Raw genomic sequence first — 25,684 nt, forward strand, 5'->3', positions numbered from 1 at the left:
GGTGGTGGGGACGGCCGCCGGAGTCAGAGGTCTGGGAGTCCGGGAGGAAGACGGCATGTCCACCACGGGGGAACCGCGCGACATCTGGCAGCTGCCGCGCCTGGACGAGGTCGACAGCTACGTGCCGCCGGGCATCGACGTGACACGTCCGCACCCGGCCCGCATGTACAACTACTACCTCGGCGGCAAGGACAACTTCGCCGCCGACCGCGAGGCCGCCGAGCAGGTCATCGCCGCCGCGCCCAGCGCCCGCCCGTCGGCACGCGGCAACCGGCTCTTCCTCCGCCGCGCCGTGCGCTACCTGGCCCGGCGCGGCGTCCGCCAGTTCCTCGACGTCGGCACCGGCATCCCGACGGTCGGCAACACCCACGAGGCCGCCCAGGAACTCGCCCCCGACGCACGGGTCGTCTACGCCGACAACGATCCGATCGTCCTGGTCCACGCGCGGGCGCTGCTGCGCGGCACGCCCGAAGGCCGCACCTCGTACGTCGAGGCCGACGTCCGCAAGCCCGGCACGATCCTCGCCCACCCCCAGGTCCGCGGCGTCATCGACTTCGGCAAGCCGGTCGCCGTGCTACTGGTCGCGCTGCTCCACTTCGTCCGCGACGAGGAGGACCCGGCGGCGCTGGTCGCCGAACTGCGGGACGCGCTCGTGCCCGGCAGCTACCTCGTGCTGACGCACACCAGCGCCGACTTCGACGCCGAACGCGCCCGCGGCGGCGCCCAGATCTACAACCGGGCCACCGCGCCCGCCGTCCTGCGCGAACGCGCCGAGATCCTCCACCTGTTCGACGGCTTCGACCTGGTGGAGCCCGGTCTGGTGCCGCTCCCCGAATGGGACCCGGACGACGACCCGTACGACGGCGCCTACGGCGAGTACGACGAAAGCCTCGTGTGGCTGTACGGAGGAGTGGGCCGCAAGAACTGACCGGCCCGCGTCGCGCCGGCGGGGGCACGCAGATCGGAGGGAACGCTGTGGACGTCGTCGTGTCGGGTGGTGTCCGGATCTCCTACGACCGGGTCGGCGCCGGCCCACCCGTCGTGCTCTCCGGCGGCCTCGGAATGCCGCCCGGCGTCTGGGACTTCTGCGGGCTGCGTGACGCGCTCGTCGGCGCCGGGTTCGAGGTCGTGACGTACTCCGCGCGCGGGGTCGCGCCGTCCGACGCCCCGCCCGCGCCGTACGCGGTCGCGGACCTCGCGGGCGACCTCGCGGGCCTGATGGACGCGCTCGGGGTCACCGGCGCCACCGTGGTCGGCTACTCCCTCGGCAGCCTCACCACCGAACTCCTCGCCCGCACCCGGCCCGACCTGGTGCGCTCCCTCGTGCTGCTGGCCGGCGCGGGTCCGCTCAGCGGCGTCCTGGAGGCCACGCTGCGCGCCGAGGAGGAGCTCATCGCCCTGACCGGCGGCATCCCGCCCGCGTACGCGACGCTGACCGTGCTCACCAGCCTGCTCCCGCCCGACACGCTCACCCAGGACGACGCCCGGCTGCGCGAATGGCTGGCTCTGCTCGGCGAGCCGAGTGACGTGTGGACCTCGGCCGACGGCGAGATCGGCCAAACCGCGGCGGCCCGCGACTGGATGCGCGACGGCGACCGGATGGCGGCGCTCGCGGAGATCCGAGTGCCCGCGTTGGTGCTGGCGTTCGAACACGACACGTACTTCCCACCCGCGGGCGGAGAGGCGGCCGCGGCACTGCTGCCGCAGGGCGAGTTCGTGCGCGTGGCCGGGGGAGCGCACGGCGGGTTGTTGACGCATGCGAAGGCGACGGTGGAGCAGATCGTCGGGTTCGTCAGCCGGACGGGCGCTGCCTGACGCGGCACGGGTCGAGCAGCTTCCGGGAGCCCGAACCGCGTTCCTGAACAGGGCCGTTCGTCATGGCCCCGTTGCGGGAGCGTGCGTCGACCGGGGGGTCACCCAAGCCGCGTGCGTGCGAGCTGTGCGGCGTCCTCCGGCGTCAGCTTCGCGCCCTGCCGGAACGCCTCGTCGAACGCCTCCGCGCCCAGCACTTCGCGGGTGCGGGCGGTGATGCGGTCGACGTCGCCGCGTTCCGCGTCCGGCAGCGGGGCGCCCACGCCGCGCCGGGCGGCGTCGGCGGCGCCGAGCAGCTGGGCCGCTGTCGTCGCACCTTCGTCGTCCCGGGTGAGGGACGCCGCCCCGGCCAGGCCCTCCAGCGACAACGCGAACGCCCGCGGCTCGGCGAGGTCGAACGCGTACTTCAGGCCGCGCAGCTGGCGGGCGAGGGCGGTGGCACGGTCACCACGCAGTTCGGAGGTGAATCCGAGCTCGGCGTGCCGCAGGTGGTCGCCGGCCGGGGACACATACCGCTCGAGCATGCTCAGCAGGCGCGCCTCGGCCGCGTCGAGATCACCGGACCGGCGCGCGCCGAGAGCGAGGCCGGTCTCGGCCGCCGCCTCCCCGAAGCGGTAGCCCTGGGCGGCGGCCAAACGCCGTGCCCGCTCGTGGAGTGCGGCGGCCTGCGGCCAGTCTCCGGCCAGCAGCGCGAGGCGGCCGAGCCCGGACAGCCGTGCGGAGACCTCGGCGTGCAGACCGAGCTCCTCGGCGAACGCCAGCCCCTGCCGCTGGCGTCGTTCGGCCGTCGCGTAGTCGCCCATGATCTGGGCGTGCGCGGCCAGCGGGGAGACCGTCTGCAACTCACCCCAACGGTCTCCGAGTTCACGGAACGCATCGGCCGCGCGCAGCCCGTCGTGCTCGAGGGCGGTCAGGTCGCCGGTGAACAGCCCGTGCATCGCGCGCAGCGCATGGCCTGCGGCGACACCCCACCGATCCCCGGCCGCCGCGAACACGGCCACCGCCGCGTCGTTCAGCTCCGCGCTCGCGGCCATGTCGCTCGCGCTGAACTCCCCGTAGGCGCACAACCAGAGCGCGCGGCCGCGACGCGGCTGGTCGGCGACGGGCCGGTCGTCCTTGGCGGCGAGGGCGGGGCGTTCGCCGGTCATCAGGGCGAAGGCGCGTTGCAGAAGAGCGAGTTCGGGGTCGTCCGGGGACGCCGCCTGGGCCGCGTCCAGCCGCCGCCGGGCCTCGATGAGGCGGCCGCGCAGCAGCCACCACCAGCAGAGGGAGACGGTCAGCCCGGTCGCGGCGGCCGGGTCGGCACCCTCCAACGCCTCGTCCAACGCGGCGCGTAGGTTCGCCGCGTCGGCGTCGAGCCGGGCCAGCCACTCCTGTTGGCCGGCACCGCGCAGGTGGGGTTCGGCGGTCTGCGCGAGCTCTCGGTAATAGCGCAGGTGCCGGGCGCGGGTGTCCGTTTCGTCGGCCATCTCGTGCAGCCGTTCGAGTGCGTAGGCGGACACCGTCTCCAGCAGCCGGTAGCGCGGCCCGGCAGGTCCCTCGACGACCACCACCAGCGAACGTTCGACGAGCCGGGTCAACAGATCGAGGACGTCCACGTCGTCGACGCCGTCGCCCGCGCACACCGCCTCGGCGGCGTCGAGCGTGCAGCCGTCGCGGTGCACGGCCAGCCTCCGCAGGACGATGCGCTCGGGCGCGGCGAGCAACTCCCAGCTCCAGTCGATGACCGCCCGCAGCGTCCGCTGCCGTGCGGGCGCGTCGCGGCGTCCCGACGTCAGCAGCCTGAACCGGTCGCCGAGCCGGTCGGCCAGCCCGCGCACACCGAGCGCGCGCACCCTGGTCGCGGCGAGCTCCAACGCGAGGGGAATGCCGTCCAGGCGTCGGCAGATCTCCGCCACCGCGTCGTCCTCGGCCGTGAAGCCCGGCGCGACGGCGGCCGCCCGCGTCAGGAACAGGGCCTGTGCCTCGGCGGAGTCCAGCGGCTCCACGAGCACGACGGCCTCGCCCGCGACCGCGAGCGGCTCCTGACTGGTCGCCAGAATCCGGACGCCAGGCGCCGTGCGGAGCAGCAACGAGGCCAACTCCGCGGCGGCGTCGACGACGTGCTCGCAGTTGTCGAGGACGAGCAGGACGGAGCTGTCGCGCAGCGCCTGCGCGAGGCGGTCGGCGGGCGCGGTCGGCATGCCGATCCGGGGGACACCCGCCGGGGTGTCGTCGCGGAGCCCGACCGCGAACGCGATCTCCCCGGCGAGTTCGGCCGCGTCCCCGTGCCGCCCGGCGAACTCGACGAACCAGACCCCGTCGCGGAATCCGGGCATCGTGGGCGTGGGCCGGGCGGCGCCGCCAGGCGTGCCGCGCGGGTCTGTCGGACCGCCGAACTCCGCTGCCGCGACGAACGTGTCGAGCGCGGGGTCCGCCGAGTGCCGGAGTTCGGCGGCCGCGGTGTGCGCCGCCGTAGACCCGAGGGCGCGGTGGTGCGTGGTGACGGTGCCATCGGTCGTGCTGTGTGAGACCCGCTGAACGTCGGACTCCGCGTCGATGCCACCATGCGGCGCGCCGCCGGCCGACGGGCCTGGTCGGCCGCCCCCTACGGCCGACTCCGTGCCGGACGGGGAGGCCTGTCGAACGTCGGGCTCCGCGTCCGTGCCGCCGCGTGGCACGCCGTCCGCGGGCGGACCTGGACGGCCGTCCCCGACGGTCAACGACGCGCCGGACGCCAGCCGTTGTGCGGCCTCGAGCGCGAGCCGGGTCTTGCCCACGCCGCCGGGGCCGGTGAGCGTGACGAGCCGTGCTCCGGCCAGCACCCGCGTGACCTCGGCGAGCGCCGCGTCGCGGCCGACCAGCGGGGTCGACGTGGCCGGGAGGTTGGAGGGCGGACGGGCGGGCGCGGGAGGCGTAGGCGTGCTCGCGACTGCGGTCGCGCTCGCTGCGGCCGCGGAACCGGGAACGGAGCTGTGCACCCCCGTGGCCCCACCCCCGCTCGCCATGCCCGCAGTGGCTCCCCGCGCGGTCGGAGCGTCCAGCGCCGGGTCCTGCCGCAGGATCGCCTCGTGGAGGGCGGTCAGCTCGGGACCGGGGTCGAGGCCGAGCTCGTCGGCCAGCCTGTCGCGCAGATCCGCGTACGACGCCAGCGCCTCGCTCTGCCGTCCCGCCCGGTACAGCGCCCGCATCTGCACGGCGCGCAGCCGCTCGCGCAGCGGGTACCGGGCGACCAGGTCGGCGAGCTCACCGGTGAGGAGCACGTCGTCGCCGGCCTCCAGCCTGGCCTCGGCGTGCTCCTCGACCACCGCGAGCCGCTGTTCCTCGAGCCGGTGTGCGGAGGCGCGCACGAACTCCTCGTCGGCGAAGTCGGCGTAGGCGCGGCCACGCCACAGCGCGAGGGCCTCGCCGAGCCGCGCGGCCCGTGCGGCCGGGTCGGCGAGCGTACGGGCGTCGGCGGCCAGCACGCGGAAGCGCTCGGCGTCGACGCCGCCCTCGGACCCGTCGGCCGTCGGATCGACCACGAGCCGGTAGCCCGGCACCTGGCGCACCACCCGGTCGCGGCCCAGCACGCGCCGCAGCTGCGACACCTTGGCCTGCAAAGCGTTCGCGGGGTTGCCGGGCGGGTCGTCGCCCCACAGGTCGTCGATCAGCCGGTCGGTGGAAACCGTGCGGCCCTCGTGCGTCAGCAGGATCGCCAGGAGCGCGCGGACCTTCGCCTCGGGGACCGTGACCGGTACCCCGGCGGCGTCCCACACCGCCAGTGGACCAAGCACCCCGAACCGCATGCCTGCACGCTACACAGCCGCCCTGAGCGCACCGTCAGTGGATCATCAGCCGACCCGAAGCGCGTGCGAGCAGAGTCGTCCTCGTCGGAAAGAACACACCACGTCGGTGCGGCCGGAGGGAGCGGATCATGGCGAAGTACGCGGGCCGGAAGGCCGTCGTCGTCGGCGGTGCCACGGGCCTGGGGCTGGCGATCGCCAAGCGCCTCGTCGAGGGCGGCGCCCGGGTGCTGCTCACCGGCGGCGCGCCGGACGAGTTCGCGGACGCCGCCGCCCAGCTCGGTCCCACCGCGCGCATCACCGCGTGCGACCCGGCCGAGCCGGACGCCGCCGACGCGCTCGCCGGGGTCGTCGAAGGCGCCTTCGGGGCCCTCGACATGCTGTTCGTCACCACCGAGGCCGACCCCTCGGGCCAGGCCGCCGGGTCCGGCGACGTCCACGGCGACCGGCCGTTCGCCGTCGCCGCGAAACGCGCCTTCTACGCCGCCCGGGCGCTCGCGCCGCTGGTGGCCGACGACGGCGCGATCGTCTTCACCACGTCGGGCGCGGACGCCTGCCGGCCGGGAACGCCCGGCGCCGGCGTCCACGCGATGACGGCGTCGGCGACGCGCGCCCTCGCCCGGGTGCTCGCGGCCGAACTGGCGGACCGGGGCGTACGCGTCAACGCCGTCGCACCCGGCGCCATCGACACCGCGCGGGAGACCGAACCCGCCTCGTCCGGGGCGCGTGACGCCACGCGGAGCCGACGCGTCACGACCCCGCTGGGCCGCCGCGGCTCCGTCGAGGAGGTGGCCCGCGCCGCGCTGTTCCTGGCAGCCGACGCGACGTTCACCACCGGCACCGTGCTGGCGGTCGACGGCGGACTCGCCTCCTGCCCGGACCCCGACTTCGGGCCGTCAGCGGCCCTGGGCTGACCCGCCCGGGCCGAGCCGCATCCCCCGGTCCACACCTCCGCGAGGCGGCCGTGCCCGTCCGCCTGCGCTCACTCGCCACTCGCCACTCGCCACTCGCCCTCGCCACTCCCCGCCACCCGTGACCAAGGGACATCCCGCCATGTCTTCCACCGCGCACGCGTCCACCTCGAGCACCAAGGCCTCCGCGCCGGTCTCCCCCACCTCCTCGACACGCCCCGCGGCCCCGCCCCCGCCTGAACGCCGACGCCTTCCGCTGCCCGCGCTGCTGGCCCTCTCCACCGCGGTCTTCATCACGAGCCTCACCGAGACCCTGCCGGCCGGCCTGCTGCCCGCGATGAGCGGCGACCTCGGGGTCGGGGAGTCCGCGGCCGGGCAGACCGTGACCGTCTATGCCGTCGGCACCGCGCTGACCGCGATACCGCTGACCGCCGCCACCTCCGCGTGGCCGCGCAAGCGGCTGCTGCTGGCCGCGATGGCCGGCTTCGCCGCCGCGAACACCGTGACGGCGGTGTCCTCGTCCTACGCGGTCACCATGGGCGCCCGCTTCGTCGCGGGTGTCGCAGCGGGCCTGGCCTGGGCACTGCTCGCCGGATACGCACGGCATCTCGCGCCTCCGCACCTCCAGGGCCGGGCGGTCGCCGTCGCGATGGCTGGCATCCCGGTCGCGTTGTCCCTCGGTGTTCCGGCCGGGACGTTCCTCGGCGAAGCGGTCGACTGGCGTGCGGCGTTCCTGATCATGACCGGACTGACCCTCGGGCTGCTCGCCTGGATCGCGGCCCTGGTCCCCGACCAGCCCGGCCGTCCACACGCGGACGGCATGCCGATGCGGGCCGCGCTGCGGGTGCCCGGTGTCACGCCGGTCCTGGTCGTCACGCTCGTGTTCGTCCTCGCGCACACCCTGCTCTACACGTACATCGCCACGCTGCTGGACGAACTCGGCCTGGGCGGCGACACCGACGTCGTGCTGCTGGTGTTCGGCGCCGCGTCCCTGCTCGGGATCTGGCTGGTCGGTGTGTTCATCAACCGCAGGCTGCGCGCCCTGACCGTGGCCAGCACCGTGCTGGTCGCGGTGGCCGCCACCGCCCTCGCACTGTGGGCGGACAGCACCCCGGTGGTGTTCGCCGCGGCCGCGCTGTGGGGGCTCGGCTGGGGCGGCGTCCCGACACTGCTCCAGACCGCCGCCGGCGAGGCGGGCGGAGACGCCGCCGACGCCGCACAGGCCGCCCTGGTCTCCGTGTGGAACGCGGCGATGGCCGGCGGCGGACTCGCCGGAGGCCTGCTGCTCGACCAGTTCGGGTCCCGCTCGATCGCCTGGACCGCCCTCGTCCTCCTCGTCCCCGTCCTCGCCGTCGTCCTGGCGGCCCGCACCCACGGCTTCCCCGCCCGTCGTTCCGAAGGGACCGCGTCATGACCGCCAACGCCACCACCACCGACCTGTTCCAGCCCGCGCGTCTCGGCCGACTCACCCTCCCGAACCGGCTCGTGATGGCCCCGATGACCCGCAACCGGGCGGCCGCCGACGGCACTCCGGAGCCGATCATGGCCGAGTACTACGCACAGCGCGCCGACGCAGGCCTGATCATCGCCGAGGCCACCACCCCCAACGCGGTCGGCGCGACGTACCCCAACATCCCGGCCATCTACAGCGCTTCGCACGTCGCGGGCTGGCGCCAGGTCACCGGCGCGGTGGGCGGCGCGGGCGGCCGCATGTTCCTCCAGCTCCAGCACGGCGGACGCATCGGCCACCCCGCCACCAGCGGCCACCAGCCGCTCGCGCCGTCGTCGGTCCCGTTCCCCGACGCCATGCACACCCCGGAAGGCTCCCTTCCCGCCGTGCCGCCGCGCGCCATGACGGTCGACGAGATCCGTTCCACGGTCGCCGACTTCGCCCAGGCCGCCAGGAACGCGGTCGCCGCCGGGTTCGCCGGCGTCGAGGTGCACGCCGCGAACGGCTACCTGCTGCACCAGTTCCTCGGCCAGGACACCAACCGGCGCACCGACGCCTACGGCGGCCCTGTGGAGAACCGCATCCGGTTCACCGTCGAGGTCGTCCGAGCGGTCGTCGACGCGATCGGCGGCGAGCGGGTGGGCGTGCGCATCGCCCCCGGCGTCACCGCGAACGCCATGGCGGAAGGCGACACGGAGGCGATCTACCCCGCGCTGGTCACCGCGCTCGCCGGGATCGGCCCCGCGTACCTGCACATCGTGTTCGCCGATCCCGACCAGCAGCTGTTCCGCGACCTGCGGGCGGCGTGGCCGGGCACGCTGATCGCCAACCCGGTGCTCGGCTGGGGCGGCCCGCTGCCGGAAGACGGGGGGAAGGGCGCCGCCGAACGGCTGCTCGCCGCGGGCGCCGACCTGGTGGCGCTCGGGCGTCCGTTCCTGGCCAACCCGGACCTGGTCGAGCGGCTGCGCACCGGTGCCCCCGTCAACCAGGTCCGCGACCACGGCCTCATGTACACCGGCGGCGCGGACGGTTACACGGACTACCCGACGCTCACCGAGACCGCCGAAAACGAGGCCCTCGTCCCCGCGCTCTGAACGACATCCCCGCAACGCCGGAACCGGCCCGGACCCCACCCCAGGGTCCGGGCCGGCGGCATTGCGGGCGCGCCGAACTACCACATGACGTGCAGCCGTTCCGGCATGCGCTTCATGAACCCGGTGCGCCACACGATCTGTTCGACCGGCACCGCGAGCCGCAGCTCGGGCATCCGCTCGATCAGCGTCGCGACGGCGATCTCGGCGTGCTTCTTCCCGAGCGCGGTCGCCGGGCAGTAGTGCTGGCCGCCGCCGAACGACAGGTGGGTGCCGGCGTTCGCGCGCCGGATGTCGACGTGGTGCGGGTCCTCGAACTCGTCGGCGTCGAAGTTGGCGCCCTCCACCAGCACCAACACCAGTTCGCCCTTCCCGACCGTCACGTCGCCGAGCCGCACGTCCTCGAGCGCGAGCCGCGGCAGGCCGTCGCCGATCGACAGGTTGACGCGCAGGAGTTCGTCGAGCGCGGTCGGGATCAGTGCGGGGTCGTCCCGCAGTTCGCCCCACACCCGCGGGTTCTGGAGCAGCGAGAACACCGCCATGGTCAGGAACGCCGACGTCGAGATGACCCCGGCGCCGAAGAACGTCACGCCGACCGTGGCGAGCATCTCGTCGGTGAGGTGCGCGTAGTCGGGGTCGGCGCGCAGCGCGGCGATCTCGGCGACGAGCCCGGTGGTGGCCGGGTCGTCGAGCCGCTCGGCCATGTAGGCCATGTCGCGGTCCCAGTTGAGCTTCGCCGCGGTGACCGGGCAGGCCGAGTTCATGAACGCGATGTCCAGGCTCTCCGCGAGCCGCGGCCCGTCCGCCTGCGGGATGCCGAGGATGCGGCAGTGCAGCGCCTCCGAGTACGGGTTGGCGAACCGGGCGCGCAGGTCGACGGGTGCGCCGTGCGCCAGCATCCCCTCGACGAGTTCGGCGGCGTGCCCGCGCATCCAGTCCTCGAGGCCCTCGGACTTGGGGTTGATCGCCTTGAGCACCGCCTTGCGCAGCCCGACGCCGGTGATGTTGCCCATGTTGTTGACAACCTCGGGCGGGATCGTCAGCGCGTACTGCCGCGGCGCGCCGGGTGCCGAGGTGTCCTTGAGGCTGAACCTGCGGTCCTCGAGGACCTGCCTGCACAGCCGATACGAGGACACGAGCCACGCTTCGTCGCCGGCTATCGTGCGGACCTTCTTGACCGGCTCGTCACGCAACGCCCCGATGTCGTCGGGAAGTCGGTCGCCGCGCCAGGAGAACGGGAAGCCCGGCAGCGCGTCCACGCCCGCGGCGGGTTCGGCCGCCGCGCGGTAGGTCGTCGTGTCAGCGGCCATCGTGGTCTCCCTCTGCTTCTGCGGGCGTGACGATCGCGTGCCCCTGGTTGCGCGACGCGCGCAGGCCGGAACCGCGGGAGTACAACAGCTCGGCCATCGGCAGGAGCTGGTGGTAGCAGTTGAGCGAGCTCGGCACCCCGAGGATCGCGGGGGTGTCGAGGAACAGCGGCGCCTCCGCGCGGACGTACTCCAGGCACACCTCGCGCTGGCGGGCGGTGCCGGCCTTGCCGTCCAGCACCTTCGCGGTCAGGAACGCGTCGACGAGCGAGTCGCACACGGCGCGGAACTGCGGGTCGGAGGCGAGGAGTTCGCCCATGTGCTCATGGATCTCGCGATAGGCGGGGTTGCCCGTGAACGACGACATGGCGTGCGCGTGGATGCGCCCGTCGCCGGTGTCGACGGCCTCGACGGCGCCGTTCACCTTGGCGCGGACGCCGCGCAGGTTCTTGACCGCCTTGCGGCGGGCGTCGTCGGCCGGGTAGCCGAGCGCCTCGTACATCTCCGCGACGTGCAGGTCGGTGTACACGAGGTCGACCCGCGCGAACCGGGCCAGGCCCCAACGGGCCAGGTCGGTGACGCGGCGGGCGGAGAAGTAGCTGTTGCCGGGCGAGATCCCGATCACCGCGTGCTCGCCTTCGGCGTAGATCACCTGGCAGTGCGCGGTGTACGGGCGGACCGCGAACGCGGCTCCGGGGTCTGCGGTGTGGTCGGCCGCCAGGCCGGTCGTGGGCCCGGAACTCCCCGGTGGACCACCGGTTTCGGGCGGAGGGGGCGCGAGGGTCAAGACGTCGGTCGATGTCGTCAACGGATCGGTCCTTCGCGGCGCCGCTAGTCCCTGGGAGCCCCGTGCTCCCGGTGTGGCGGCGACGCGATCAGTCAACGAGCGACTGCGGAGCGTGTCAACGACGAGCAAATCCTGCGCCCGGACGCAAGGCGGCGGCGGTGCGAAAACCTCCAAGACCCCGCGCCCGACCCGGTGGTTGTCGGAAACCTCCTGGTCGGAGGCGAAACGGAAGACATGGTCCCGGTTCTCGTCATATCCGGTACACACGCGGGCCGGGTCCGCGACGCCGGGCGGGGCGCGCCCGCCCCTTCGCGGGCCCGAGGTTCGGAGGTTCCGCCAAGGCCACGCGGGGCCGTCGTCACCCAGGCCGCATGGCGGCGAGGAGTGTGGGCACCGGACGGAACACGCCCTGCAGCCCGGTGAGCCGGAACAGCCGCAGCACGCGCGGCTCCGCGCACACCACCGCGAGCCGGTCGCCGTGCACCTGGGTGCCGCTGCGTATGCGGATCAGCATGCGCAGCCCCGCGCAGTCGAGGAACGACACCCCCGACAGGTCGACGACGACCAGCCCGTGCGGGCGCGCCACCAGCTCGTCGAGCCGCGGCGCGCACCGGTTGACGACGGCGATGTCGACCTCGCCGCGCAGCTCGGCGACGGCGCAGCCGTCGGTGAGGCGCACGGTCAGGTGACCGCCGTCCGTGCGGGCGCCGTGGCACGGTCTCGACCGCGCGTGCGCCGGTTGCTGATGTGTTCGGAGGCGTCCGTGTGTGGCGAGCCAGACGTGCCGCGGCCCCATAGCGCTCATCCCTTTGGGTTCACCTGCGTCGACCTGGAGTCTCCGGAACCCAACTTAGGCGTCGCCCGGACGGCCGCACAGCCCGGATGCGGGATCACCCCGAGGAGTTCACTCCTTGGGGTGATTTGTGGTCAAGGCGATTGACGAGGTTCGTCGATTCCGCGTCGACGGGGGACCCGCGACGGCCCTCCGCCCGGGTCGCGCTCCGGTGGTGAGCTCGACCGGGCCGGGGTGGGATGGAGGGATGAGGGTAGCCGCGGCCCCGTGGTGGGGCGAGATCCCCCCGGCGTCGGGCAGCATCGTCATGGCCACCGGCATTGTGTCGGTCGGACTGCACCTCACCGGCCACGAGACGTTCTCCCGCGTCCTGCTCGGCCTGGCCGGTGCGGTCTGGGTGGTGCTCGCCGTCCAGTTCGTCGAACTCCTGCTGCACGACCGGGCCGGCTGGTCGACCCGCGCCGACAGCCCGCCCGCGCTGACCGGCGTCGCGGGCACCGCCGTCCTCGGCACCCGCCTGGCGGTGCTCGGCTGGACGGGCGTCGCCGCCGCGCTCCTCGTGGTCGCCGCCGCGGTGTGGCCCGTGCTGCTCGTCGGCGTCCTCAGGCACTGGTCCCGCCCCATGCCCGGCGCCGCGTTCCTGGTCTGCGTCGCCACCCAGGGACTCGCCGTGCTCGGCGCCACGCTCGCCGGCCTGGAGGACGCCACCTGGCTGATGTGGACCGCCCTGGTGCTGTTCCTGCTCGGCCTCGTGCTGTACGTCGAGGCGCTGGTCCGCTTCGACTTCCGCCAGGTCCTCACCGGCGCGGGCGACCACTGGATCGCGGCCGGCGCGCTGTCCATCTCGACCCTCGCCGGATCCAAACTGACCGCCTCGACGGAGTGGACCGGCACGGCGCACCAGGCTCTGCGCACGACCACGCTCGTGCTGCTCGGCCTCGCGCTCGCCTGGTACGCCGTACTCGCCGTCTGCGAACTCCTCCGCCCGCGACTGCGCTACGACATCCGCCGCTGGGCCACGGTCTTCCCCCTGGGCATGACCGCCGCCGCGTCGCTGTCCACGTCCACCGCGGCGGGCGTCGCCTGGCTCGACGACCTCGGACGGGCGCTGCTGTGGGTCGCCGTCATCGTGTGGGCGCTGGTCGCGTACGGACTGGCCGCCCGCCTCCTCAGAGCGGGGTCTTCAACTCGCGGCCCTGAGCGTCGAACCCCCGAACCTTCACGTTCGGGCCCCCGTTGTGGGCCTTGACCAGGAACGTAAACGCCCGCACCCCCGGCGCGACCTCCACCGGCCGGACCACGACCGGGGCCTTCGCGCCCGGCCAGCTGATCTCGAGGTGGTCCACGGCGGCACCCGCGCGACCGGTGCCCCACGCGTAGCCGTCGGTGGCGCCCTCGGTCATGCCCTGGATCCCGCCCCAGCCCCAGTAGCCCGGGTCGCCCGCCATCTGCGGCGTGACGGTCTCGCAGGACGTGCCGGCCTCCCTGATCAGGCCGCGTTCCTCGGTGTAGCAGATCCTCACCGGGCTCTCGACCGCCGCGCGGACCAGCCACGGGGCCCCGTCGAGCGAGCCCTTCGCGATGATCCCGGACCCGGGTTCCCCGGGGACGCCGACGTCCACCGCACGGATGTCGTTGGACATGCCGTTCTCGGACAGCACCGACGACGCCACCACTGTCGCCCCGCCGCCGACGACCACCAGACCTGCGGTGAGCGCCGCGACCTTGCGCCACGGCTGCCACGTGCGGAACCCCGATGCGGTTGTGCTCCGTGCCACCGTCGGCTCGGGCTCCCCGGCCACGACCTCCCGCAGCTCCGCCAACAGCCGGTCCTCGAATCGCGTGCTCATGCGTTGACCTCCGACGGGGTGATGCGGACGTGCGGGGCGGCTTCGGAGGCGACGGCCGGTGCGGCCGGCACAGCGGCGAGCGCCTTGCGGGCACGGTGCAGGCGTACGCGCGCCGTCACGGCCCTGATGCCGAGCGCCGTCGCGGCCTCGGTGACCGTGAGCCCGTCGATCGCGACGAGCTCGATGACCTCACGTTCGCCCTGGGGGAGTTCGTTGAGGCGGGTGTAGACGCGGCGGGCCTCGGACTCCGCCGCGAACCGTTCTTCGAAGCGCTGGATGTCGTCCTCGTCGAGGAGGCGGCGGCCCGCGACGCGGCGCCGGGCGTCGAGTTCGCGCAGCGCGCGGCGGCGGCTGTCCGCGACGACGTTCCGGGCGATGCCGTACAACCACGCGCGGTCGCCGCCGGGACCGCCCCGGTACGACGCCGCGCCGCGGATCGCCGCCATGAAAACGTCGGCCGTCAGGTCCGCGGCCGTGTGCGCGTCGTCGACGCGGCGGGCCACGAAGCGGCCCACCGCGTCGATGTGACGCCGGTAGAAGTCCTCGAGCGCGTCGGGGTCGTGCGCGATCCGGGCTATCGAGGCCCGGTCGGGTATCTCGTCCAACATGCTGCTCCGTGGGGCTCGGTGGTGGGGTGCGTACGCAGGCTTGTGGTCCACCGCCCCACGGACGTTACGGGCAGGTCCTCAGAGCGCGTCCGCGAGGTCGGCCAGCAGCCGGCGCTTCGGACGCGCACCGACCAGCGAACGCACCGGCTCCCCGGCGCGGAACAGCATCAGCGTCGGCATGCTCATGACCCCGTACGCGGCGCTGGTCGCGGGGTTCTCGTCGACGTCGAGCGACACGATGCGGAACCGGTCCTCCTCGGCGGCGAGTTCCGCGAGCACCGGCGCGATCATCCGGCAGGGCCCGCACCACGCGGCGGTGAAGTCGACGAGCACGGGCACGTCCGAGGCAAGCACCTCGTCGGCGAAGGTGGCGTCGGTGACGGCGGGCACGGCAGCCTTGGTGGAGATGGACATGGTTCTCGGTTCTCCTCACGGTTCGTTGACGGTTGCGCCCGCCGGGGGCGGTGGCGGGCAGGAGACATCGCCCGAGCGCGGCGGTCCGCGTCCGGATGCGTCAGGCCGCGGCTAGGCGGCGAACAGGATTACGACAGATGGCACTTCGGATCGGGCCCGCCGGGGATTCCGGCATCGGCCGCGACCTCGGCCCGCGCCAACTGTGCGGCCACCTCGGCACGGACGTCCTGCATGCGCGCGATACAGGCGTCGAGCTCGGCGAGCTTGGCGCGATAGACGTCCAACGACGCGGGACACGCGTCCCCCGCGTCGTGCCCGGCCCTCAGACAGTCCACGAACGGCCGGGTGTCCTCGAGGTCGAACCCGAAGTCCTGCAGCACCCGGATCTGCTCCAGCAGCCGCAGGTCGGCCTCGTCGTAGTCCCGGTATCCGTTGGCGCCTCGGCGTGCGGCGAGGAGGCCTCGGGACTCGTAGTAGCGCAGGGTGCGCGTGGTCGTGCCTGCGCGCTCCGCGAGCTCGCCGATCCGCATGTGGCTCCTTCCTCCGACCAGGCCTTCTCTCCGACGGTAGACCTTGACGTCTGCGTCAACGCCAGGCTTCTGGCCGCACCGTTCCTGACCTGGTTTTTGGTGGTGGCCTGACGCCCCTCCCGCTTTTTGATTTTCGCGCGGACGGCCCGCGCGTCAAGGCGCGTTGTCGCTGACGCGGGTCAGGTGACCTGTCTTGGCTTCGACGGGGCGCCTTGACCCGCGGGCCGTCCGCGCTGACTACCTCGCACCTGGCGGGAGGGGCGCGGGGTGTGGACGCACTTTGTTTGTTTTGGTCCGCCGGGCTGCGGTTTGCGTGTGGGGCGGCGCGGGTTTTGCTGCTTGGTTTTGTTGCGCTGCCGGGCTGCGGTTTCGCTTGGGGTGCGGGGCGGGTTTTGTTGCTGGGGTTCGTTGCGCTGCCGGGGTTCGTTCCAGCGTGGGGCGCGCGACCTCGGATCCCCCATCACTTTGCCGTCACGTATGCGAATCACCAGAACTCCCTCATCGGGGGGTGTTCGCGTCACACTCGCGTCACCGGACTCTGGTGTGGAGCTCGATGTCCGCTGCGCGCGGATCGTCCCCGTTCGACGCGACCCTCGCGTAGGGTCGGCGCACTCGGCCGCCTGGGCGTCGTGTCAGGTCTGTCGCGCGGATCGATCTGACGTCCCGTCTCACCGGAGTTCCGTCTTGCCTCTGCACCTCACCGCTCTCGCCGATCCTGACGAGAGCTCGTCCTCTCGGCGGCTTGCGTGGTTGGCCGCTGACGCCGGGGTTCCGGTCGGGACGGCTTTTCTGCGGCTGCTGCTCAAGGGCGGGCAGCGGCACCTGGCCGAGATCGACGTGCAGGTCCATCCCGCCGAGCGGCGTCGGGGTGCGGGGACCGCGCTGCTGGAGGCCGCGGCGGCGGCCGCGCGTGAGGACGGGCGGCGCAGTCTCGTCGCGCAGGCCGACGCCGGGACGCCGGGCGCCGCGTTCCTCGCCGCGCGAGGCTTCCGTGTCGCGTTGACGTTGACGTACGCGAGGTTGAGCCCCGCCGAGGCCGATCTCCCCGCGCTGTCGGCACTCGCCGGGACGCCGCACCCCGGGTACCGGCTGGTCGAGTGGGACGGCCTCGTGCCCGACGCGTTCGCCGACACCTACGTGGCGTCGCGCCGGGCGATGGACGACATGCCCATGGGCGCCGTCGACTACGGCGTCGTCGTGTGGGACCTCGACCGTGTGCGGTCCGCCGCCGGTGCCGTCGCCTCGCGGGGTGAACTGCTGTACACCGTCGCGGCCGTGGACGACGCGAGCGGCGCGGTCGTCGGCTTCACCGAGCTCGTCGTCCCCGGCGACGGGACGGGTGACGCCGTGCACTACGGCACCGCGGTGCTGCCTGAGCACCGGGGCCACGGCCTGGCCCGCTGGATGAAGGCCTTGTCGATCGTCCGCGCGTGCGAGCGCCACCCCGGGCTCGACGGGCTGGTGACCGACACGGCCGACAACAACCCGCACATGCAGCGCGTCAACGACCGCCTCGGCTACCGGCCGACGCACACCGCCCACGAGTTCCAGCTCGACCTGACGCCGACCGCGGACGCGTGACGCGGCGGCCCCGCACCTCACGGGCCGGCGCGTCGGTCAGCCGCGCAGCACGTCCACCAGCGCGGCGGTGTCCGCGCCGCCGCCCCCTTCCGCCGCATGACGCTGCATCAGGGCAAAGAAGGGCGCCAGGAGTTCGGTGCTCACGCCGTACTGCTCGGCGGTCCCGGTGAAGGTCGGCACGCCGGCCGCCTGCATGGCGAGGTTGGAGACCACGCCGGTGGTGTAGTCGCCGCTCTCCAGGCGGGCGGCGGTGGCGGGGATCACGTGCCCCATGGCGGCCACGTAGTCGGCGAGCAGGGGCGCGAACTCGGTCGGTTTGATGCCCTCTTCGCCGCGGATGAGCGCGAACGCGTGGGTGACCCCGGCGAACATCCCGTACATGCCGCTCAGCAGAGCGATGTCGTGAAGGCTCGCGAAGCCGGGGTCGGTGCCCACGAACTTCGTGCCCAGTGGCACGGCGAGCGTCTCGCGGTGCTCCTCGAACAACTCGGGGGAGCCGCTGTAGAACACATAGCCGCCCGCCTGCGGGACGTCGACCATCGTGGGGACGGCCATGATGCCGCCGTCGACGAACCGCGCGCCGCGCGCGTCCGCCCATGTGGCGCGGGCACGCGCGGAGGCCGGGGTGCCCGTGGTCAGGTCGACGAGGTCCTTGCCGGTCAGCTCGACCCCGTCCAACGCCTCCCGCACCGAGGCGTCGTCGAGCAGGATCGTGACGACGAGCCGGTTCGCCGCGACGGCTTCGGCGGCGCTCGACGCCACGGTGGCGCCCTCGTCGGCGAGCGCGGCGGCCTTGGAGGGCGTGCGGTTCCACACCGTCACGTCGTGGCCGGCGGCGAGCCAGGCGCGGGCGAAGGCGGTCCCCATGGCGCCGAGGCCGAGGAGTGTGAGGGAGCGGCGCGAACTCTCGTCGGCGGGGGTGTTCGTGCTGGTCAGGGCGTTGTTCAAGTCGTTCGTCGGCATGTCCACCACCTTCGCCGGGCGGCCGGACGCGCTCAAGTACGCACTTCGAAGTGACCGGTTACTCGAGGGGAAGCATCCAGGTCCGGGCGGGGTTGCCCGGAAGGATGGTTTCCGGCGAGGAGGGTTCGGCCCCGATGGCGAGCGAGCGGATGCGGCCCGGCCGCTACACCTGCGGCCTGGACGCCGCGATGGGCGTGGTCGGCGGCAAGTGGAAGGTCATGGTGATCTGGGCGCTCACCGCGCGGCCGGGGATCCGGTTCGGCGAGCTTCAGCGCGAGATTCCCGGGATCACGGTGAAGGTGCTGGCGTCGCACCTCAAGGAGTTGGAGGAGGACGGCATCGTGCGTCGCGTCGCGTACGCCGAAGTCCCGCCGCGGGTCGAGTACTTCCTGACCGACGCCGGGATCCGGCTGAACGCCGCCCTCGCGCCGCTCGGCGCCTGGGGCACCGAGCACATCCTGGGCGACACGCACGCCCCGCGGTCGGCCGGCGTGGGCTGAGGGCGCGGGCCTACTCGAGCGCGGCCGCCTTGCGCAGCAGCACCGTGCGTTCGCGGGCATTGCCGCACAGGCGTGCGGCGAACTCCAGTTCCTCACGCGCCTCGTCGGTGCGGCCCAGGCGGATCAGCAGCTCGCCGCGGACACTTGGCAGCAGGTACGAACCGGACAGCCGTCCGGCGGCCGCCAGTTCGTCCACCAGCGTGAGTGCCTCCCGTGGCGCGCCCGCCATCGCCACGGCGACCGCCCGGTTCAGCTCGACGACCGGTGACGGCGCCACCCGGCCGAGCGCCTCGTACAGCACCACCACGCGGTCCCAGTCGGTCTCGGCGACCGACGGCGCCGACGCGTGGCAGGCCGCGATCGCCGCCTGGAGGCCGTACGGTCCGAGCCCGCGCCCGGCCGCCGAGGCCCTGCCCAGCGCCGCCAGGCCGCGCCGTACCGCGGAGCGGTCCCACAGCCGCCGGTCCTGGTCCTCGAGCAGCACCGCCTCGCCGTCCGGCCCGGTGCGGGCCGGGAACCGCGCCGCGGTCAGCTCGAACAGCGCCAGCAGCCCGTGCACTTCGGGCTCGTCGGGCAGCAGCGCCGCCAGCATGCGGGCCAGCCGCACCGCCTCGTACGCGAGGTCGGTGCGCAGCAGCGTGTCCCCGCCGGTCGCCGTCGAACCCTCCGTGAACACGACGTACAGCACGCTGAGCACCCCGCCGAGCCGCTCGCGGCGCTCGTCGGCCGGTGGCAGCTCGAACGGCACGCCGGCCGCCGCGATCGTCTTCTTCGCCCGTGTGATCCGCGCCTGCACGGTCGGCACCGGCACCAGGAACGCCCGCGCGATCTCCTCGCTGGACAGGCCGCCGACCGCGCGCAGCGTCAGCGCCACCCGGGCCTCCGGCGACAGCACCGGGTGGCACGCCACGAACATGAGTGCCAGGACGTCGTCGTCGACCCGGTCCGGGTCCCACGGCAGGTCGCCCGGTGCGGCGTGCCCGGTGCCGCCGCCTGAGTCGGCCTCGCCCTCGGTGAGCGGCGCCGCGAGCAGCGCGTACCGCGCGTCCAACGCGGAACGCCGCCTGAAGCCGTCGACCGCGCGGCGGCGGGCGGTGGTCAGCAGCCAGCCCACCGGGTTGTCCGGTGTGCCGTCGCGGGTCCACGAGACGAGGGCCTCGGCGACGGCTTCCTGGGCGACGTCCTCCGCCAGCGCGAAGTCGCCGGTGTAGCGGGCCAGCGCGCCGACGATGCGCGCCGCCTCGATCCGCCACACCGCCTCGACGGCCCGCCGCGCGGCGGCGTCGGCCCGGAGGCCGGCGCCGGCGCCGCTGTCGGGCCCGGTGTCGTCACCGGGCCCGGTGCCGGGCTCGGGACCGGGCCCGGGTTCCGGCGTGCTCAGAGCTGGCCGGTCCGCTCGCGCCACGCGCGCTCCTTCACGATCCACTCGTTGTCCTGCGGGAACTCGTCGATGCCCGGCACCCGCCGGACCTCGCACTTGCTGCCCGGGAACGCCGGGAGCCGCCGGGCCCACTCGACCGCCTCCTCCTTGGAGGCCACGTCGATGAGGTAGAAGCCGCCGAACAGCTCCTTCGTCTCGCCGTACGGCCCGTCCGTGACGACCGGCGTCTCGCCGCTGAAGTCGACGACCACGCCCTGCGACGGATCGTCCAGCCCCTCGGCGGCCACGAGCACGCCGGCGCGGATCAGCTCCTCGTTGTACCGGCCGACCGTCTCGAGCATCTCCTCGAACGGGGTCTCCATCATCTTGGCCACGGACTCGTCCGAGCCTCGCATGATCAGCATGTACTTCGCCACGATCCGACTCCTTGCGGTGTAGGGGCGCCTTTCGACCCTCTCACTACACAGGTCGAACGGCGCGGACGCGGATCGACACCCCGGCCGGAAAACCTTTCCAGCTCCTCCGTGGGGCCGGGCAACCTCGCCGTGACGTCGCGTGGTCCTCCGTTCGAGAAGCCCGTGCCGACGCGCGGCACGCGAGCTCCGGAACGGGAGACCCGCCCATGCCCCTCCACGATCCACCGCGTCCGTCCGGGCGTCGGCCACGCCGCCTCGCCCTGCGTCCGCCGGTCGCGGCGGCGCTGGCCGCCGGCGTCGTCGCCGCCGCGGCGCTGCCCGCGTCGGCCGCGACGTCGCCGGGACCGGCCCCGTCCGGCGCCCGCCAGGGTGCCGTCGCGCACGCCACGGTCACGCTGCTGACCGGCGACACCGTCGCCGTCGACACGTTCTCGGACGGCAAACAGGCCGTCATGCCGCGGCCGGGACCCGGCCGGACCGGCGTGTCGTTCCTGACCCAGACCCGCGGCAAGGACGTCAGCGTCGTCCCGGAGGACGCGCTGGCCTTACTCACCAAGGGCGCCCTCGACCCGGCGCTGTTCGACGTGACGGGCCTGGTCCGGCAGGGCTTCGACGACCGCTCGACGCCCGTGCTGCCGCTGATCGTCCGCTACGACGGCGGCGCCTCGCTCGCGCCGAACGCCCGGGGCTCCGTCGCCAAGACCGCCGCAGCCGGACGCGACCTGCCCAGCATCAGCGCCCAGGCGGTCGGCGAACGCAAGGCCGACGCGGGCGAGTTCTGGCGCACCGTCGCCGCAGCGCCCGCCGGCTCGCGGCTCGCCCCCGGCACCGACGGCACCCTGGCGCCCGGTATCGCGCACATATGGCTCGACGGCCGCGTGGACGTGGTGCTCGACAAGAGCGTCCCGCAGATCGGCGCGCCCGACGCGTGGCGCGCCGGGTACACCGGGGCCGGCGTCCGCACCGCGGTCCTCGACACCGGCATCGACGCGACGCACCCCGACCTGGCCGACGCCGTCGCGGCGTCCGCCGACTTCACCGGCAACCCCAAGGGCGCCGTCGACGGGCACGGCCACGGCACGCACGTCGCGTCGATCATCACCGGCAGCGGTGCGGCGTCCGGCGGGCGCTACAAGGGCGTCGCGCCCGACACACAGCTGCTCGTCGGCAAGGTGCTCAGCGACCAAGGCCGCGGCTCGGACTCGGAGATCATCGCCGGGATGGAGTGGGCGGTCTCCCAGAAGGCCCGCGTCGTCAGCATGAGCCTCGGCGCCGGCCCGACGGACGGGACCGACCCGATGTCGCAGGCGGTGAACGCGCTCAGCGCCTCCTCGGGCGCGCTGTTCGTCATCGCGGCCGGCAACAACTCCGGCCCCGGCACGGTCAGCACGCCCGGTGTCGCCGACGCGGCGCTCACGGTCGGCGCGGTCGACGGCGACAACCACCGGGCGGTGTTCTCCAGCCAGGGCCCGCGGCTCCTCGACCACGAGGTGAAGCCGGAGATCACGGCTCCGGGCGTCGACATCACGGCGGCGCGCGCCGCGGGCACCTCGCTCGGCCAGCCCGTGGACGACCACTACACGCGCCTCAGCGGCACCTCGATGGCGACGCCGCACGTCGCGGGCTCGGCGGCGATCCTCGCGCAGCAGCACCCCGACTGGACCGGCGCGCAGCTCAAGGACGCGCTCATCGGGGCGGCCACGCCCGGCGACGCTGGGGTGTTCCAGCAGGGCACCGGGCGGGTCAACATCGCGGCGGCGGTCGCACACACGGCGTACGCCAGCCCGGGCGCGCTGTCGACGTACCTGCGCTGGCCGACGAACGGCCCGGTCACGCGCACCGTCACGTACCACAACGACGCCGACACCCCGCTGACGCTGGACCTCGCCGCCGTCCCCGACCCGGGCGGCACGCTGCCGGTGCGGCTCGGCGCGACCAAGGTCACCATGCCCGCGCACGGGACGGCCGACGCGACGGTCACCGCCGACCCGGCGGCCATCGGCGCGGGCACGTACGGGGGAGTGCTGACCGCCAGCGGGCCCGACGGAACCGTCCTCATACGCACGGCGATCGGTGTCTACGACGAGCCGGAGCTGTACGACCTGCGCGTCACCGCCTTCGACCGCGACGGCGGCCCGATGGTCGGCGGCGGCGCCTACGTGATCAACCTCGACACCGGTGTGGGCTTCCCGCTGCGCGTGGTCGACGGCGGCGCGCTGGCGGCCCGCCTCCCCAAGGGGCGGTACACCGTCAGCGCGATGATCCACACCGACGCGACCGCGGCGCACCCGCGCAGCTGGACCGCCGTCGCGCGGCCCGACGTCACCGTCTCCGGCGACACCGCGGTGACGCTCGACGCGCGTGCCGGACTGCCGGCCAAGGTCGACCTCGACCAGCGCGACACCACGGTCGACGGACGCAGGTTCGGCTTCCGCGAGGACATCGGCGGCGGCCGGACCGGGTTCGACGCCACGCTGTACGACCCGGCGACCGAGGCGTACGCGGTGCCCGTCGCGACGACGAGCCACCCGTTCTCGTACCGGATCGACGCGTACCTCAGCGGACCGGCCGCGAGCGGCTCACCCGCGTACAACCTCGCGCTGGCCCGCGACGGCGGCATCCCGGCCGACCCGACGCTGCACGTGAAGACCGCCGAACTCGCCGTCGCCGACGTGAGCGTGCACACCCAGGGCGGCACCGGCACTGCGACGGTCTCCCGGCTCGCCGGATGGCCCGGCGACCCGGCCTGGAGCGGCTGGTTCCACAGCGTGGCCGTGCCCGGCACCGCGAAGGAGTACTTCACCGTGGGGACCGGGCTGCGGTGGGTGGGCGTCTTCGGCAGCGACACCGCGATGGAAGAAGGGCCGCCGGTGGCCTACCCGTTGGGCCGTACCACGGCGGAGTCCTGGAACAGGGCGCCGGTCGGTCCCGTCGGGGGCATGGGGCGCTGCGGCGACACCGGGACGGTCGTGTTCTCGCCGTTCGGCTCCCCGGCCGCCGATCACAACGCCACGTGGTGGGGCAACACCACCGGCAAAATGACGCTTTCGAAGGACGGCAAGCTCGTCGCCTCGACGGACGCCTTCCAGTTCGGCGAACTGCCGGGCATGTCCGCGGACAAGGCCGACTACGCGCTCCACCTCGAGGCGCAACGCGACGACCCCGCAGGACAGTTGGGGAACAACATCGACGCGACGTGGACGTTCTCCTCGGCCCGCCCGGCCGACGGCGGGTGCACGGACGGCTCCGTGCCGCTCCCGATCGTCCGCGTGGAGGCCGATCTCGACATCAACAACGCGGCAGCGGCCGACCGGCCGCTGATCATGACCGCGACCGTCCAACGTCCGGACGGAAGCCGGCCGCGTATCAAGGAGTTCGGGATCGAGGCGTCCGTCGACGGCGGCCGCACCTGGCTCCGGCTGCCTGCCGTTCCGGTCGGCCACGGCCAGTACAAGGTCATCGCCCCGCCGCCGGGACCGTTCCGCGGCGACGGATACGTGGCGTTGCGCACGACCGTGCGCGACACCGACGGCAACGGGCTGAAGCAGACCGTCTCGCGCGCCTTCCGGGTGGCGGGCCGGTAGTCCGTCCGCGGCCGACGACGCGGCCGGGTCCCGTCTCCCCGGGGCCCGGCCGCGCTCTCGTTCGGGGTGTGCGCGTCGTTGCTTGGCGGCGAGGTCAACCCTTCACGTAGCCCATCGCCTCGACGATCAGCCCGTCCCGCAGCCGCATGAGGTTGACGCCGCGCACCGACTCGGCCTCCGTCGGACCCCAGCGCAGCCGCCACCGGATCACACCCCGGTCGCCCGACGCGGTGATCTCCTCGGGCTCGAACTCGGCGTCGCGGGAGCCCGCGATGCCCTTCCACAGGGCCAGCGACGCGGCCCGGCCCTCGTGCCGCTTCCCGTCGGTGTTCTCCACCGCGCAGTCCTCGGCGACCAGTTCGTCCAGCAGAGCGGGCTCGTGCCGCAGGAACGCGGCGTTGAAGCGGTTCAGGACATCGAGCGTCTGCGCGTCCGACACGGGACTCTCCTTCGACCACGGACCCGCCCGCGGAACGCTGTCCGCGGGCGGGTCCGAACGACCTTGACACCCTGATCCTCCGCCTGACCTGACCGCCCCTCAATTCCCAGCTGGGTATCGCGGACTACACCTCGGCCACGAGGAACTGCTCGGCACGCGGCGGGCGCAGGCCGTCCGCGCGGTCGGCGAAGTACCGCGCGGCCAGCTCGTCCGGCGAGACGTGGACGGCCTTCGCGAACCCCGCGTCGAGTGCCGCCTGGCGCATGTCGTCCGGCGAGTACAGGCTGATGAACGGCGTCCCCGCGGCGGCGGCGCCCCGCGTCGAGAACTCCTGCACCTGCCGCTGGTCGGGCTCCAGCATGTCCAGCGGCAGCAGGAACGTCGTCGCGAACACCGATCCCGGTGCGAGCGCCGCGACCTGGCGCATCGTCAGCGCGTTGGTCTCGCGCGTCAGGTACATGCTGACCCCGGTCGACGCCACCACGGTCGGCCGCGCCGGGTCGAACCCCTCGGCGGCCAGCCGGTCCCACCACGAGTCCCCGGCCTCGAAGTCGACCGGGACCAGCGTCAGCCAGGACGGCACGTCGTACCCGAGCTCCGCCAGCCGCCGCCGCTTCCACGCCTGCGTGCCGGGCTGGTCGACCTCGAACACCCGGATCCGCGAACCGAGTTCGGGGCGACGCTGCGCGAACGTGTCCAGGCCCGCGCCGAGGATCACGTACTGCGTCACACCGCCGTCCGCCCGCTCGGCGACCAGGTCCTCGACGAACCGCGCCCGGGCGACCATCGCGGCCCGCACCCCGGCGACGCCCGGCATCGTCATGTCCCCGCGCCGCCGCCAGCCCTCGCCGGGATCGGCGAGCTTCAGCCCGACCTCGTCCTCGAGCACGTGCGGCGGGGCGTCCTCCAACACGTGCAGCGCCCGCCACAGGGCGACGCGCACCGCGGTGTGGTCCGGCTCTGTGGGCTCACCCATGCTGCGACCCTCCCGGCAGCGGCGCCTCAAGCGCGACGATCCGGCCGTCGGGATCGCGGACCAGCGCCTGCTGCGTGCCCCAGTGCGTCCGCACGAAGCCCTGCACGAAGTCCGGTTCCCGCTCGGGCGCGAACGCCTCCGCGTCGGCCACCTTGAGCACCGGGTGCGTGCCGAGCTCGCGGTCGTGCTGCTCCACGATGAACACGTAGGGCCCGCCGCCCGGATGCGACCACTGCCCGGACCCGTGGTCCGTCTCCACCACGCTCCGGAACCCCAGCGACTTCCAGAACGCCGCCGTGGCCCCGTAGTTCCGCGTCTCGACGAGGAACCCCTCGATCCCCTCAGTCGCCATCAGCCCGCTCCTTCCCCTCGTCCGCGGCACGCCGCAGGTACTCCACCAGCGCCGCCTCGACGATCGCCGACAGCGACCGCTCGGTGTCGACGGCGTGGTGCTTGACCTCCCGGATGAGCTTCACCGGCAGGTACACGTTGAACTGCTTGACCTGTCTCTCCGTGGCCATGCATAG

At 73.7% G+C, this 25,684-nt stretch carries 24 protein-coding genes; 9 read left to right on the forward strand and 15 right to left on the reverse strand.

Annotation, left to right across the window (positions count from 1 at the left end; genetic code table 11):
* Positions 1 to 55: 55 nt before the first annotated feature.
* Both QI554_RS16965 and QI554_RS16970 read left to right on the forward strand, forming a co-directional pair.
* Complete coding sequence (locus QI554_RS16965) at positions 56 to 928, forward strand: SAM-dependent methyltransferase (protein WP_281470818.1); 873 nt, start codon at positions 56 to 58, stop codon at positions 926 to 928.
* 47 nt (positions 929 to 975) lie between these two features.
* Positions 976 to 1,815: an alpha/beta fold hydrolase gene (locus QI554_RS16970; RefSeq protein ID WP_281470819.1), complete on the forward strand. Its 840-nt coding sequence runs from the start codon at positions 976 to 978 to the stop codon at positions 1,813 to 1,815.
* A gap of 98 nt (positions 1,816 to 1,913) precedes the next feature.
* Here QI554_RS16970 and QI554_RS16975 read toward each other — a convergent pair whose 3' ends face one another.
* Positions 1,914 to 5,579, reverse strand: coding sequence for an AfsR/SARP family transcriptional regulator (locus QI554_RS16975; protein WP_281470820.1), 3,666 nt, complete (start codon positions 5,577 to 5,579; stop codon positions 1,914 to 1,916).
* A gap of 128 nt (positions 5,580 to 5,707) precedes the next feature.
* Between QI554_RS16975 and QI554_RS16980 the strand changes: the two genes are divergently transcribed.
* The 3 genes from QI554_RS16980 to QI554_RS16990 all read left to right on the forward strand — a co-directional run bounded on the left by QI554_RS16980 (position 5,708) and on the right by QI554_RS16990 (position 9,031).
* Positions 5,708 to 6,490, forward strand: a complete 783-nt coding sequence (locus QI554_RS16980) for an SDR family NAD(P)-dependent oxidoreductase (RefSeq protein ID WP_281470821.1) — start codon at positions 5,708 to 5,710, stop codon at positions 6,488 to 6,490.
* Between the two features lie 139 nt (positions 6,491 to 6,629).
* On the forward strand, positions 6,630 to 7,901 hold the full coding sequence (locus QI554_RS16985) for an MFS transporter (protein ID WP_281470822.1): 1,272 nt from the start codon (positions 6,630 to 6,632) through the stop codon (positions 7,899 to 7,901).
* Positions 7,898 to 9,031 carry an alkene reductase gene (locus QI554_RS16990; RefSeq protein ID WP_281470823.1) on the forward strand — a complete coding sequence of 378 codons (1,134 nt, stop codon included), beginning with the start codon at positions 7,898 to 7,900 and terminating at the stop codon, positions 9,029 to 9,031. The genes QI554_RS16985 and QI554_RS16990 overlap by 4 nt, the downstream gene beginning before the upstream one ends.
* Before the next feature lie 77 nt (positions 9,032 to 9,108).
* Here the strand turns inward: QI554_RS16990 and QI554_RS16995 are convergent, their stop codons facing one another.
* The 3 genes from QI554_RS16995 to QI554_RS17005 form a co-directional block, all read right to left on the reverse strand.
* Positions 9,109 to 10,338 (reverse strand): cytochrome P450, encoded by a 1,230-nt coding sequence (locus QI554_RS16995; RefSeq protein WP_281470824.1) that lies wholly within the window; start codon positions 10,336 to 10,338, stop codon positions 9,109 to 9,111.
* Positions 10,328 to 11,143: a cyclodityrosine synthase gene (locus tag QI554_RS17000; RefSeq protein WP_281470825.1), complete on the reverse strand. Its 816-nt coding sequence runs from the start codon at positions 11,141 to 11,143 to the stop codon at positions 10,328 to 10,330. The genes QI554_RS16995 and QI554_RS17000 overlap by 11 nt, the downstream gene beginning before the upstream one ends.
* 337 nt (positions 11,144 to 11,480) lie before the next feature.
* Positions 11,481 to 11,801 (reverse strand): STAS domain-containing protein, encoded by a 321-nt coding sequence (locus QI554_RS17005; protein ID WP_281470826.1) that lies wholly within the window; start codon positions 11,799 to 11,801, stop codon positions 11,481 to 11,483.
* A gap of 361 nt (positions 11,802 to 12,162) precedes the next feature.
* Between QI554_RS17005 and QI554_RS17010 the strand changes: the two genes are divergently transcribed.
* Entirely contained in the window at positions 12,163 to 13,164 is a 1,002-nt protein-coding gene (locus QI554_RS17010; protein ID WP_281470827.1) for a tellurite resistance/C4-dicarboxylate transporter family protein, read from the forward strand.
* Here the strand turns inward: QI554_RS17010 and QI554_RS17015 are convergent.
* From QI554_RS17015 to QI554_RS17030, 4 genes are all read right to left on the reverse strand, one after another.
* The gene (locus tag QI554_RS17015; protein WP_281470828.1) at positions 13,085 to 13,765 is read right to left on the reverse strand and encodes a hypothetical protein; all 681 of its coding nucleotides are present in this window, start codon (positions 13,763 to 13,765) and stop codon (positions 13,085 to 13,087) included. The two genes, QI554_RS17010 and QI554_RS17015, sit on opposite strands and share 80 nt — an antisense overlap.
* Positions 13,762 to 14,373 carry an RNA polymerase sigma factor gene (locus QI554_RS17020; RefSeq protein WP_281470829.1) on the reverse strand — a complete coding sequence of 204 codons (612 nt, stop codon included), beginning with the start codon at positions 14,371 to 14,373 and terminating at the stop codon, positions 13,762 to 13,764. The genes QI554_RS17015 and QI554_RS17020 overlap by 4 nt, the downstream gene beginning before the upstream one ends.
* 78 nt (positions 14,374 to 14,451) lie before the next feature.
* On the reverse strand, positions 14,452 to 14,787 hold the full coding sequence (trxA, locus tag QI554_RS17025) for a thioredoxin (protein WP_281470830.1): 336 nt from the start codon (positions 14,785 to 14,787) through the stop codon (positions 14,452 to 14,454).
* Positions 14,788 to 14,915: 128 nt separating this feature from the next.
* Complete coding sequence (locus tag QI554_RS17030) at positions 14,916 to 15,317, reverse strand: MerR family transcriptional regulator (protein ID WP_281470831.1); 402 nt, start codon at positions 15,315 to 15,317, stop codon at positions 14,916 to 14,918.
* Positions 15,318 to 16,001: 684 nt separating this feature from the next.
* On the opposite strand from QI554_RS17030, the gene QI554_RS17035 reads away from it, so the two are divergent.
* Complete coding sequence (locus QI554_RS17035; protein WP_281470832.1) at positions 16,002 to 16,898, forward strand: GNAT family N-acetyltransferase; 897 nt, start codon at positions 16,002 to 16,004, stop codon at positions 16,896 to 16,898.
* A 36-nt stretch (positions 16,899 to 16,934) separates the two neighbouring features.
* Here the strand turns inward: QI554_RS17035 and QI554_RS17040 are convergent, their stop codons facing one another.
* Positions 16,935 to 17,765 (reverse strand): NAD(P)-dependent oxidoreductase, encoded by an 831-nt coding sequence (locus QI554_RS17040; RefSeq protein WP_281470878.1) that lies wholly within the window; start codon positions 17,763 to 17,765, stop codon positions 16,935 to 16,937.
* 230 nt (positions 17,766 to 17,995) lie between these two features.
* Here QI554_RS17040 and QI554_RS17045 point away from each other — a divergent pair, with 230 nt between their 5' ends.
* Positions 17,996 to 18,361 (forward strand): winged helix-turn-helix transcriptional regulator, encoded by a 366-nt coding sequence (locus QI554_RS17045; RefSeq protein WP_281470833.1) that lies wholly within the window; start codon positions 17,996 to 17,998, stop codon positions 18,359 to 18,361.
* Between the two features lie 10 nt (positions 18,362 to 18,371).
* Here the strand turns inward: QI554_RS17045 and QI554_RS17050 are convergent, their stop codons facing one another.
* Positions 18,372 to 19,766, reverse strand: a complete 1,395-nt coding sequence (locus QI554_RS17050; RefSeq protein ID WP_425527995.1) for an RNA polymerase sigma factor — start codon at positions 19,764 to 19,766, stop codon at positions 18,372 to 18,374.
* Complete coding sequence (locus QI554_RS17055) at positions 19,739 to 20,158, reverse strand: YciI family protein (protein WP_281470834.1); 420 nt, start codon at positions 20,156 to 20,158, stop codon at positions 19,739 to 19,741. The genes QI554_RS17050 and QI554_RS17055 overlap by 28 nt, the downstream gene beginning before the upstream one ends.
* A gap of 206 nt (positions 20,159 to 20,364) precedes the next feature.
* Between QI554_RS17055 and QI554_RS17060 the strand changes: the two genes are divergently transcribed.
* Positions 20,365 to 23,742 (forward strand): S8 family peptidase, encoded by a 3,378-nt coding sequence (locus QI554_RS17060; protein ID WP_281470835.1) that lies wholly within the window; start codon positions 20,365 to 20,367, stop codon positions 23,740 to 23,742.
* Positions 23,743 to 23,836: 94 nt separating this feature from the next.
* Here QI554_RS17060 and QI554_RS17065 read toward each other — a convergent pair whose 3' ends face one another.
* From QI554_RS17065 to QI554_RS17080, 4 genes are all read right to left on the reverse strand, one after another.
* Positions 23,837 to 24,181: a nuclear transport factor 2 family protein gene (locus QI554_RS17065; RefSeq protein WP_281470836.1), complete on the reverse strand. Its 345-nt coding sequence runs from the start codon at positions 24,179 to 24,181 to the stop codon at positions 23,837 to 23,839.
* A gap of 124 nt (positions 24,182 to 24,305) precedes the next feature.
* A complete protein-coding gene (locus QI554_RS17070) occupies positions 24,306 to 25,157 on the reverse strand; it encodes a class I SAM-dependent methyltransferase (RefSeq protein WP_281470837.1) in 852 nt (283 codons plus the stop codon).
* Positions 25,150 to 25,509, reverse strand: coding sequence for a VOC family protein (locus QI554_RS17075; protein ID WP_281470838.1), 360 nt, complete (start codon positions 25,507 to 25,509; stop codon positions 25,150 to 25,152). The genes QI554_RS17070 and QI554_RS17075 overlap by 8 nt, the downstream gene beginning before the upstream one ends.
* The gene (locus QI554_RS17080; RefSeq protein WP_281470839.1) at positions 25,499 to 25,678 is read right to left on the reverse strand and encodes a ribbon-helix-helix protein, CopG family; all 180 of its coding nucleotides are present in this window, start codon (positions 25,676 to 25,678) and stop codon (positions 25,499 to 25,501) included. Before QI554_RS17080 ends, QI554_RS17075 begins: the two co-directional genes overlap by 11 nt.
* Positions 25,679 to 25,684: the final 6 nt, after the last annotated feature.

Source organism: Yinghuangia seranimata (assembly GCF_029953285.1).
GTDB classification, from domain to species: domain Bacteria; phylum Actinomycetota; class Actinomycetes; order Streptomycetales; family Streptomycetaceae; genus Yinghuangia; species Yinghuangia seranimata.